Here is a 12,036-nt window from a genome sequence, read left to right as displayed (position 1 = left end):
TGTGGGTTATCAGTTCCGTTCTATTTTTTTAAAGAAATGTCGTTGCTTTTCATGTAAGATGTTAGTGACAATACAATCTGATCATAGAGTGGGGGAAAAAAATGAAAATACTCCTAGTAGAAGATGATAAAACGATTGCATCTGGTCTTGAATATTCATTACAGCAAGACCATTTTGATACTGTGCTTTGCTATGATATTCAATCTGCGCAAAAAATAATTAATCATGAAATCTCTAGTATTGATTTATGCTTGTTCGATCTGTCATTACCAGATGGTAGTGGCTATGAGCTTTGCAAGCTAGTAAAGCAAAAGAGCGATACGCCAGTTATTTTCTTAACTGCGTATGATGATGAAGTGAATGTCGTCATGGGCCTTGATATGGGTGCGGATGACTATATTACAAAACCATTTCGTATTCGTGAGCTTTTGTCTCGTATAAAGTCCGTATTACGCCGCTACAACAAGCAAACTACAATAATAAAGCTACATAACATTCAGATAAATACACTCGAAGGCAAGGTTTATAAAAATGGAGAAGAAATTATTATTACAGCGCTTGAATATCGACTACTTCTTATTTTTGCAAATCATGTTGGACAAGTACTCACTCGTGAACAGCTATTAGAGCGCATATGGGATGTCGCTGGCGATTACGTTAACGATAATACATTAACAGTTTATATTAAGCGCCTCCGTGAAAAGCTTGAAGATAATCCTCAAAAGCCAACACTTATTAAAACGGTACGAGGACTCGGCTACAAGGTTGGTGATTAATTTGCTACGCAACAAGGAGTTTCAAATTTTATTAGTTATCATGATTTTCATTAGCATTGCTGCCACAGCAGCAACTCTTTATTTCTCTGTCGAAGCTGCAATCATTGTTGCGATTACTACTATTTTGCTAATAGTAAGCACTATCGCTTTTACTATTTGGCGGTACCGTGAGATAAGAAAGCTTTCGAGCTACTTGAGAAAAATAAGTAGTGGTGATTACTCATTAGACGTTCGCGATAATAAGGAAGGCGAATTAAGTATATTAAAAAATGATATTTATAAGGTAACACTTATGCTTTCCGAACAGCGCGCAGTACTTATGACTGATAAGTCCAAGCTCACTGATGCCATTTCCGATATTTCTCACCAACTCAAGACACCGATTACTTCAATGATGGTGATGTCTGATTTACTGAGTGACTCTAAGCTAACAGCGGAAAAAAAGAAGGAATTTACTCGTAACATTCGTGTTCAGCTAGAACGAATTGAATGGCTCGTTTCTTCATTGTTAAAACTCTCGAAAATAGACGCGCGAACTATACAGTTTAAACGAGACACTGTACAAGTAAAGCAGTTGATAGATAAAGCTGTTGACCCAATACGAATTCCTATGGATATACAGGAGCAAACGTTATCCATTGTAGGGGAAGAAACGGTATCATTTATTGGTGACCTAAATTGGAGTGCAGAGGCTTTATTAAATATTTTGAAAAACTGTGTTGAACATACAAAAAGTGGTGGTAATATTCACATCACCTTTTCCGAGAATGCACTTTTTACTGAGATCATTATTCGTGACAATGGAGTCGGTATTGCTAAAGAAGACGTTCCATACATATTCAAACGTTTTTACAAAGGAAAGAATGCTAGTGATGAAAGTGTTGGTATCGGACTCGCCATGGCACACAGTATCATTACGAGTCAAAACGGTACGATTGAGGTTCAAAGTGAATGCAACTCTGGAACTACTTTTAATGTGAAATTTTATAAACAAGTCATATAACACTTCGAAAGTGACTAAATTGTCACTTTACAGTCACTGGAAAGTCATTTTAGACAGATATAGTTAAGACATCAAGTAATTTAATGGAGGCATGATGACATGGAAATAGTAAAAGTAGAGAATCTGTCTAAAGTGTACGGGAAAGGTGACACAGCAGTAAAAGCATTAGATAATGTTTCTTTGACTATTAATAAAGGAGAGTTTGTCGCTATTATTGGTCCGTCAGGCTCAGGTAAATCAACACTCCTTCATCTTCTTGGTGGTGTTGATAGACCATCTAGTGGTAAGGTCTTCATCGACAATACGGATATTTATAGCTTAAATGAAACCCAGTTAGCTATATTTAGGAGACGACAAATTGGTCTCATCTATCAGTTTTACAATCTCATACCAATATTAACAGTAGAAGAGAACATCACCTTACCAATACTCCTCGATGAGCATAAAGTAGACAAAGATCATTTCTCTAAAATTGTAGATGTGCTAAGTTTAAACGATCGTTTAAATCACTTACCTAATCAGCTATCTGGTGGGCAACAGCAGCGAGTGTCCATAGGTCGTGCGCTAATAAGTAACCCGGCTATTATGCTTGCCGATGAGCCAACCGGGAACCTAGATAGTAAAAATAGTAGCGAGATTATTGATCTTTTAAAATTGTTTAACAAAACATATTACCAAACGCTCGTAGTCATTACACACGATGAACGTATTGCACTACAAGCCGATCGAGTAATCTCAATTGAAGATGGGAGGATTGCCAAAGACGAGGTGATCCGTAAATGAATATTGTAAACAAGCTTACACTTCGACACTTAAAGGAAAACAAGAGGAGAACGCTCGTTACAATCATTGGTACAATCATTTCCGTTGCGATGATTACTGCGGTATCAACGCTCTCGGTTTCTTTTTTAGATTTAATGCAACGTCACCAAATAGCGAACAACGGGGAATGGCACGTCCAGTATGAAAACGTCAATCCTGAGCAAGTGGAGACAATGAAGAATGATGACAATACGAAGGATGTTTTTCTAACACGTGACAAAGGTTATGCTTATTTAGAAAGCAGTGAAAATGAATTTAAGCCTTATTTATTTATTTCCGAATTTAATAGAGAAGGCTTTGAGTATTTCCCTATTTCTTTAGTGGAAGGTGTGCTACCTAGCTCAAATAACGAAATCATTATCTCCGAGCACATTGAGTCAAATGCTAATGTCCGTTTCAGCATAGGTGACGAATTAATACTAGAAGTTGGTAAACGTGTAAATGAAGCTGACAATTTGACGGACATGGGACAAACACAATCTTTCGTGAAAATGGATGATGAAAGCCTAGAAAAAATAGTCAATACAACAAAAGAAACGTATACAGTAGTAGGAATCATGGAACGCCCGATGTGGGAGCCTTTATGGGCCCCTGGATATACGGTTATTAGTTATTTAAATGAAGATACCCTTACAGCAAATGATAGAGTGAATGCTTCTGTTCTCTTAAAAGATGTGAATCAATCATTATATGAAAATGCCGAACTATTTGCTGAGGAAAACAATATTTCTTTAGATTCGATCGATTACAATAGACATTTACTCCGTTATTTAGGAGTAACGACCTTCGATACTTTCAGAGCTACTTTATTTAGCTTATCTGCAATTATTATTGCAATCATTATTATTGGGTCCGTTGCACTCATTTATAATGCATTTTCAATCTCTGTTTCAGAAAGATCTCGTCACCTAGGAATGCTTTCAAGTGTAGGAGCTACTAAGAAACAAAAACGAAACGCTGTATTTTTTGAAGGAGCAGTAATTGGACTCATCAGTATTCCATTAGGACTTTTAGCTGGTATTGGCGGCATCGGTATCACCTTTATTTTCATTAATTCTTTTATTGAAGATGCATTAAGCATTCAAGCAAAGCTAACGGTTACTGTCACTCCTCTTTCTATTTTAACAGCTTGTATCGTATCTATTATTACAATATTTATCTCGGCTTACATACCAGCACAAAGGGCATCAAAAGTAACACCGATTGAGGCGATTAGGCAAACATCAGACATAAAAGTGACGAGAAAAAAAGTGAAAACTTCTAACATTGTGAGGAAACTTTTTGGAATAGAAGGAGAAATTGGCTTAAAAAACTTAAAGCGTAATAAGCGTAAATACCAAGTGACAGTTTTTTCACTTATTATTAGTATCATGTTATTCTTAACTGTTTCCTTTTTCACAGAGAGCATTGAAAGGTCTGTTGAACTATCTAACCAAGGTGTTAATTATGATATTGAATTATATACGGGTGAAGAACTTACATCAGAAGTCGGTACCATTTTTGAGGAATTAAAAAGGTTAGATGGTGTTACAGACTACACGCATACTACTGAGATACAATCACTTCGCACTTGGATAAACGAGCGTAATCTCAGTGATTCTCTATTAGAAATGGTAACTGATCATCCGGATATCTTAACCGATGGCAAATATCAATATTTCATTAATATATATGGATTACATGAAGACAGCTTTCATAAATACACAGAAGAAATTGGGGTCTCGGCCGAGCAAATCATCTGGTCTCAAGGATTATCAGCGATAGTAGTAGACACACACACCTATCAAGATTGGGAAACAGGAGCCTTTATTGAAACTAAAGCTGTAAAAACGAGCGTTGGGGAAACCATCCCGTTGTTTTATGAAGATTGGGAGACGAACGAAGAATTACACGTATTTGATATAGAAGTAGCTGCATTGACAGATACACTTCCAATGGGTATTCGGTCATCAAATATGGGTGGATTAAATATTATCGTACATGCAAGTATACTAGAGCAGTATATGACAGAGGATTTTCCATATTATCCAATTCACAATTTGTACTTAACAAGCGATCATCCTATGGAAACACAACAACAAATTGAAGAAATAAAGACAGATAGCATGTCGGTTTACAATTACTATCAAACGAGACAACAGGATAAACAAGCGATGCTCATTATCTCTATTTTTATATATGGTTTTATCGTATTAATAACTGCGATCTCTATTGCTAACATATTAAATACGATTTCAACGAGCATTTCTTTACGTAAGAGAGAATTTGCAATGCTAAAATCTGTTGGGATGACACCTAAATCATTTAATAAAATGATTCGTTACGAAAGCATTTTCTATGGTATCAAATCATTATTGTATGGCTTACCAATTAGTATAGGCTTTATGTATTTAATCCACTTAGCAATCACGCAAAGCTTCGTGTACAGCTTTCAGCTTCCATGGGGAAGTATCATGATTGTAATCGTAGCTGTTTTCATCATAGTTAGTGCTACCATGCTCTACTCTACATCAAAGGTGAGAAAAGAGAATATTATCGAAACATTGAAGCAGGAAAATATTTAGTTTAGAATGATTTACTCGGAGTTACGCATGACTTTATATTAAATTAAAGGGGATCCCCTTTAATTTTAAGAGGGCACTGAAAAAGTGGAGTTCTTTCACTTTTCCAGTGCCCTCTGATTATTACCTTCATTAGTTCCCACCATGCAATGAAGCTGAGTCTAAGTATTGTTTTGTTTTGATGGCTCGTGCTGAAGGGAGATTAATTGATCTTCCACACTCATGCCCCAATTTCTTTCCAGAAATAGGTTGCCTAAAGGATATACTATCGCAGGCTCAATTATCAACTAAGTTTTTAATATAATCATAATCGATTAATTCATCTTTAGCTGTATAGAAAAAGCCTTTATATCTTATCGTATCCTCGGAATTAATGATTAACTCCTTCACTACTTTACCTTTTTCATTGTATATTTTCGTATTAAAGCTATAACCCATGTAACCAAAAGAGCTTTTTCCTTTTTGAAAAGTAACATCACTTAAATCCGTAATAATATATTCGATATGATCCTTTTCCGTAATTACAGTTTCACTTCCTGTATTTCCGTCAAATATGGTTATTTTTGAAACTCCTGATGGGTTCATACTAACAACACTGTGGGGAATATACGTGAGTGCAAAAGTAAATACGAGAATGAAAGGAACAAGTAATAACACTTTTTTATTCTTTACTTTTTTTATTAACATTATGGAGAGAAAGCCTAGTAACAATAAGATAAATATTGCTGCAAAAATGGAATCGAATGACACATTAACCCCTCCTTTAGTTTAGTTGCTTTTTTCTTAGTGTAGCATTTTTTTCCAATTACAAGTTAGTTTATTTTGTGAATGATAATATTTCTAATCACTAATAAAAAAGCATCCCTTCTAGCTGTTAGAAGAAATGCCTTTAAAAACAATTATAATTTTATCTAATAAATGGTATCGCAACTGGGAATTTATAACGCTCACCTTTATTTGCTGCAACAGCTGCTAGGATTGAAAAGACTAAATCTAGTACTCCGATAGCAATAATAGTTAAGAATCCAATAAGTACAAACATTAAAATAAAACTAGCAAAATAACCAATAATTAATGTGAGCTGCCAATTCATATTTTGTTTCCCATGATGGTCAACATATTTACTTTTATCTTTTTGTATCAACCAAATAATCAATGTTGAAAAGACGCCAAAAAAGATCCCCAATACGTGAATCAATGTTGCCATTGTTTTCTCATCACTTGTCGGTTGAAGTTCTACTTCTCCCTTGTTTTCTACTTCTGTCATATAAGATACTTCCTTTCTATATTATCATTTATCTGCAACTAATGTCGTATCACGTTATCAGATAGAGATTTGACAACATGTTCGCTTAAATTACATAATTCTAGTTTAACCGATAAAATGTTATTTTCAAGATGCAGGTAAAAATATAGTAGAAAATACCCTTATAACTACAATTTTAAAGCAGGACTCAAAAAACAAAAAAGTTATAACAGTTGAAGCTGCTATAACTTTTTTCTTTATATTAAAATTGCAGGGACACCGAAAAAAGTTGCTCTGTACTTTTTCAGTGCCCTTCGATATTGACCTTATTGAGTCCATCTTTTAAAAGCTTGTTTCTAATTCATCAACTAATGTACCAACATATGCTACTGCTTTTTTAATTGGTTCAGACGTTGTCATATCTACACCAGCCAGCTTCATGAGATCTAACGGCTTTAGTGTGCCACCAGCCTTTAATGCTGATAGCCAGCGATCCACAGCAGGCTGTCCTTCTTCTTTAATCATTTGTGCTGCGGCGGTTGATGCTGTAAGTCCAGCAGAATATGTGTACGGGTAAAGTCCCATATAATAGTGCGGTTGGCGCATCCATGTTAAACTTGCTCCTTCATCTATTTCTACAGCATCACCCCAAAATTGCTGTAACAATTCTTTCTTTTGTTCACATAATAGATTGGCAGTGATTGGTGTACCATTATGTGCTAATTCATATACACGTCGTTGCAGTTCCCCTTCTAAAATGTGAGTAACAAAGTTATGATAATAAGTCCCTAATGATTGAAGCACAACCCATCTGCGCATTCTCACATCAGTTGATTTTTCTAAAATATGCTGGCTCAAAAGCATTTCATTCATTGTCGATGGTGCTTCGATAAAATACCGTGAAGGTCGAGTATTAGAGATTCGTTGGTACCGTCCTGATAAAACAAAGTGAGCTGCATGACCCAATTCATGCGCTAGAGTAAATGCATTTCGCATTGAGTCGTTCCAAGTCATCAAAATATATGGATGCACGCCATAAGGACTTGAACAAAATGCACCTGAACGCTTCCCCGTGTTGTCCGCACGATCAACCCAACGATCCTGAACACCTTTTTCGATAATGTCCATATATTCGTTCCCCATCACCTTTAAAGAATCAAGCATCAATTGAGAAGCCTCTTCATATGTCGTTGATGGATCAAAATTGGGGTCAAGTGGCGCTTTCAAATCTGCGAATGTCATTTTTTCTAATCCAAGCACATGTTGCTTTAGCTTTGCATAACGCCGCATGTGTGGGGCTAGCTCTGTCAAAATAATATTTAACTGATTATTGTACATCTCCTCTGTCACTTGCTGCTCGTGAAGAAGCATTTGTGTAGCAGATTCATAGTTTCTTAGTCGCGCTTCTACTACTTGTTTTTTTATTTCAGTTGCGTATGTTGCAGCATATGTGTTTTTATATTGATTTAAAGTTGAAACGAAGGCATCATATGCTTTTCGGCGGAGATCTGTATGAGCAGAGCCCTCATATGTCGGAAACGAATTAAATGTCAAATGGTGTTCTTTACCATCATCAGTTTTAAAAGAAGTGAACTTCATATCTGACGTTTTACTTCGTTCATAAATCATATACGGCGCACTATGTACTTCTCCAAAAGCAGCTAAAATTTCTTCTGCATCTGAAGAAAGTCTATAGGGTTTCAACTCAAGTAAATCGTTCAATGTCTTCAAAAACTCCTCTAGCCTAGGCTCCTCGTTTAGAAATGATGTAATCGTTTCGTTGTTTAGCTCAAGAATTTCTGATTCAATAAATGCTGTTTGCGACTTTAGCTCAGACATTACTGAACTAACACGAGCTGCTCTTGCCTGATTGATTGGATTTGTACCATCTTCTGATTGTTGAAGATGTGCATATGTCATGACACGCATAACACGTTCATTTAAAGCATCATTTGCGATCAAGCAATCAAGCATGTCTCGTGCATCTTTACTAATTCGCCCTTTATAATGTGTAACAGACTTTACATCATTTTGGACTGCACCTAACTCTCTCTCCCATGCTTCTTCCGTTTCAAATAAATCTTTTAAGTTCCAAGTTTCTTCAATCGGCACCTCAGAACGGGTTAACGTTTTTTTCACGATATAACATCTCCTTTTCACTGAAAAATATTTCGTTTCACGAAGTATATATATAGTATATATGAAATACGATGTGATTGAAAACGTTATGTGAAAGAGGGAACTGAAAAAGGTTGGTCTTTACCTTAATTCAATCCCCTCTTTTTAGTAGTATTTGAGTTTCCTTCTACTCTATTATAAATTCTGCTGCCAAGGTTTGAGTTATATCTAACCCTTCTACACTAATGTCTTTAATAACACGGTATTGCCCTGCATTTAACTGACTAATATCAACTTTCTGTTCATACGTTTCTCCGAACTTTGAATAGAGTCCAATATCATGAAATGCCATATCAAGTGGTACAACTCGCCAATCGTCCTCTACTTTTTTCTCAATCGTATAGTACGTACCATAAAAAAGTACTGTTGGTCCCGCATTTTGCAAAATCAAAGTAAGGTCATTATCTGACTGTTCATACAAACTCTTATCTGTTTGGAGGGCAGCATTCATTTCAGGCTTAGGTACAAATATTAACGAAATAAAGCTATCTTCAACTTCTTCATTTTCATTTAGAATTTCTGCACTTAACATATATAGAACATTTTCTTTATGAGGCAACTCCCCTGAAAAAATTTGCTCATTACTTCCTACAGTATCGATATAAACAATTTCTTCAACAATGACTTCTTTTATATCATAACCGTCTAGTTCCGAAAGTTGTATACGAACATCACGGTTCATCGGCTCTCCTTCATCTTTATGTCCGATAAATGTTACCGCAAACTCATCTCCACCCTTTTTCGTTCCTGTCGTTAATCCGTATCCAAGAACACCTTGCCCATTATGCATAAACCATTTCCCAGTAGGCTCGTCAAATGGTGTCTTATCCCATAAGTACTCCAGACTATGAAATGGAGGAATGGCTTGTTCATCCATCATATCAACCTTTTTTTCTATATCACCAATACTGCTAGGCAGGTCACCTTGACCTATCTCCCAATTGCTTTCATCATTAAGTCCGCCTGAGCCAATATTCCCTTCACCTTGCCCACATCCTGCAATGATCATCATCATAACGAACAAAAACAACAACTTCGCTATAAAAAACCTCATCATAACACTTCCCTTACCCCTTTACGGCATTTGACGTTTTAAATAATGTAACGTTACATTCAGGCGAAAAACAAATGAATACTTGCTTTAAAAAACAACTGTATAGAATAACTAAAACATAGTTTGAAAGCTAATCAACTATCCAAATTAGTGAGGATGGAAAAATTCCTCTTAAGATATAACTATCATTTTTTATAATGTGGACTCTTCAATATGATTGAGTCCCTCTTTCCCATGATAGAACAGTGTTTGACAAATAATGGCGATTATTTTACGATTAACTTAACAAAACACGGAAGGGTGACCCAACTTAATGAAGTACTAATCCTATTTTTCGAAAGCATTCAAATGAAGGTATTTGTTTTTTTGTAGCTAGCACTGCTTATTTCGTATACCTTCAGCAACCTGCTTTCAGATTTAGGATTAGCGAACTTTATAGTAGCCCGGTTTGATAATGAAACTTTATTTTTTCATGTCGTGCCGTTCGTTGCCTATATAAAAGCTTCCTATTCTGATTGCTGGATAGGAGGCTTTTTTGTCTCCAATAAGCTTCGTCCGTAAGTATTGATGAAACGGATACAATGAAAGAAAAATGGAGATGATACTATGCTTTTATTAGAAGCAAACGATGTAGAAGTGTGCGTGCAAGATCGATTGCTCGTTAAAACAGAAAGGTTAGAAATTCACACGAAGGATAGAATTGGCTTAGTAGGCAAAAACGGCTCAGGAAAAACATCATTATTATCCGTTTTAAACGGTGACACACATCCAGATAAGGGAAGTGTTACTTCACATTACACATGTGCGCTTTTACCGCAGCTTAAAAGAACGGATACAACGAAAAGTGGTGGTGAGATAACACAACAATATATACGTAATTGCTTATTAAGAAACGATGAAATATTACTTGCTGATGAGCCAACTACCCACCTAGATATGGAGCACATTGATTGGCTTGAAAAGTCTCTCCTACATTGGCAAGGTGCATTTGTTATCGTATCTCATGATCGTACGTTTCTCGATGCTGTTTGCAATAAAATATGGGAGATTGATGAACAACAACAATTACAGGATTATACAGGAAATTACTCTGCTTTTACAACACAAAAACAATTAAAAGAGCAACAACACGAGATGGCGTACGATAAATATGTAAAAAAGAAAAAACAGCTGGAAAGTGCTTTAGAATTAAAGGAGAAAAAAGCACAAAAAGCAACGAAGAAGCCAAAGAGCGTAAGTACTTCAGAAGCAAAACTTACTGGCGCAAAACCTTATTTTGCAAAGAAACAAAAGAAGTTGCAAAAGACATCAAAAGCAATCGAAACAAGATTAAGTAAGCTCGACAAAATCGAAAAACCTAGAGAAATAACTAAAATAAAAATGAATATCCCAAATGAAAGCACCATTAAAAACCGAGCAATCATACGTTTAGAAAATGTCTCTGGATTTGTTGGTAATCGTAAAATTTGGGAACAAACAAGCTTTCACGTTAATGGAGGAGATAAGTTAGCTATTTTAGGTCGAAACGGTAGTGGGAAAACAACGCTCATAAAAAAGATCATGCATGCCGATGAGAATGTGTATGTTTCTCCGGCAGTAAAAATAGGGTACTTTAGCCAAAATATTGATATTTTAGATTCAAATAAGTCTATATTGGAAAATGTTAGCTCTACCTCAATACAAGATGAAACCTTTATCCGTACTGTTCTAGCTAGGCTTCACTTTTTCCGAGATGATGTCTATAAATTGGTAAATGTACTAAGTGGAGGAGAAAGAGTAAAGGTAGCACTTGCAAAGATTTTTGTTAGTAACTGCAACACACTACTATTAGATGAACCAACTAATTTCCTTGATATTGAGGCTGTAGAAGCATTAGAATCACTTCTACAGGAGTATGAAGGAACAGTGCTTTTCATTTCTCATGATCGTCGATTTATCAAGAACATCGCAACAAAAACACTGACCATTGAAAATAAAAAAATAGATTTTTTCAACGGCTCTTATAAAGAATATAAGCAACAGAAGCCTTTAGAAGTACGCAATAGCTTGGAAGATGAACTCCTCATGATTGATACTAAAATTACAGACATATTAAGCCGTCTCAGTATCGAGCCTACTGAAGAACTTGAAGTACAATTTCAGGAATTATTAGCTATAAAAAGAGCATTAACAGAAAACGAATAAAAGAATAACGAGGCAATGAAGCATAGTCGTTACAATCCTTTAAAAGACTACTATGAGTGTGTTTATCATAGCGCAACGAACCCAGCCAGTACCCAAAAACTCAACCTTATTCAGTACCCTCTGCTATTCCCGGTGGAGTCTTGCATGCACCTTTCATGAAGATAAACATTAGCCTTTAACCGAGCCAAGAAAAAGGAAGAGGTGGATTCAAA

Annotated in this window: 9 protein-coding genes; 5 read left to right on the top strand and 4 right to left on the bottom strand. The window is 35.8% G+C overall.

What is annotated here, in order from left to right; all coding sequences use genetic code 11:
- Positions 1 to 101: 101 nt before the first annotated feature.
- From BCELL_RS02690 to BCELL_RS02675, 4 genes are all read left to right on the top strand, one after another.
- Positions 102 to 776, top strand: a complete 675-nt coding sequence (locus tag BCELL_RS02690) for a response regulator transcription factor (RefSeq protein ID WP_013487130.1) — start codon at positions 102 to 104, stop codon at positions 774 to 776.
- A gap of 1 nt (position 777) precedes the next feature.
- Entirely contained in the window at positions 778 to 1,779 is a 1,002-nt protein-coding gene (locus BCELL_RS02685) for a sensor histidine kinase (protein WP_013487129.1), read from the top strand.
- Positions 1,780 to 1,878: 99 nt separating this feature from the next.
- Positions 1,879 to 2,562 (top strand): ABC transporter ATP-binding protein, encoded by a 684-nt coding sequence (locus tag BCELL_RS02680; RefSeq protein WP_013487128.1) that lies wholly within the window; start codon positions 1,879 to 1,881, stop codon positions 2,560 to 2,562.
- Positions 2,559 to 5,165, top strand: a complete 2,607-nt coding sequence (locus BCELL_RS02675) for an ABC transporter permease (protein ID WP_013487127.1) — start codon at positions 2,559 to 2,561, stop codon at positions 5,163 to 5,165. The genes BCELL_RS02680 and BCELL_RS02675 overlap by 4 nt, the downstream gene beginning before the upstream one ends.
- 273 nt (positions 5,166 to 5,438) lie before the next feature.
- Here the strand turns inward: BCELL_RS02675 and BCELL_RS02670 are convergent, their stop codons facing one another.
- The 4 genes from BCELL_RS02670 to BCELL_RS02655 form a co-directional block, all read right to left on the bottom strand.
- The gene (locus BCELL_RS02670) at positions 5,439 to 5,912 is read right to left on the bottom strand and encodes a hypothetical protein (protein ID WP_013487126.1); all 474 of its coding nucleotides are present in this window, start codon (positions 5,910 to 5,912) and stop codon (positions 5,439 to 5,441) included.
- 157 nt (positions 5,913 to 6,069) lie between these two features.
- Positions 6,070 to 6,429 (bottom strand): DUF4870 domain-containing protein, encoded by a 360-nt coding sequence (locus BCELL_RS02665; RefSeq protein WP_013487125.1) that lies wholly within the window; start codon positions 6,427 to 6,429, stop codon positions 6,070 to 6,072.
- Between the two features lie 321 nt (positions 6,430 to 6,750).
- The gene (pepF, locus tag BCELL_RS02660) at positions 6,751 to 8,547 is read right to left on the bottom strand and encodes an oligoendopeptidase F (RefSeq protein WP_013487124.1); all 1,797 of its coding nucleotides are present in this window, start codon (positions 8,545 to 8,547) and stop codon (positions 6,751 to 6,753) included.
- A 166-nt stretch (positions 8,548 to 8,713) separates the two neighbouring features.
- On the bottom strand, positions 8,714 to 9,643 hold the full coding sequence (locus BCELL_RS02655; RefSeq protein WP_013487123.1) for an immunoglobulin-like domain-containing protein: 930 nt from the start codon (positions 9,641 to 9,643) through the stop codon (positions 8,714 to 8,716).
- 603 nt (positions 9,644 to 10,246) lie between these two features.
- Here BCELL_RS02655 and BCELL_RS02650 point away from each other — a divergent pair.
- Positions 10,247 to 11,824, top strand: coding sequence for a Vga family ABC-F type ribosomal protection protein (locus BCELL_RS02650; protein WP_013487122.1), 1,578 nt, complete (start codon positions 10,247 to 10,249; stop codon positions 11,822 to 11,824).
- The last annotated feature ends 212 nt before the right edge of the window (positions 11,825 to 12,036 follow it).

The sequence above is a fragment of the Evansella cellulosilytica DSM 2522 genome (assembly GCF_000177235.2).
In the GTDB taxonomy this organism is placed as follows: Bacteria; Bacillota; Bacilli; order Bacillales; family Salisediminibacteriaceae; genus Evansella; species Evansella cellulosilytica.
The sequence above is the reverse complement of the archived record's forward strand: the minus strand, read 5'-3'. Positions and strand labels throughout refer to the sequence as shown.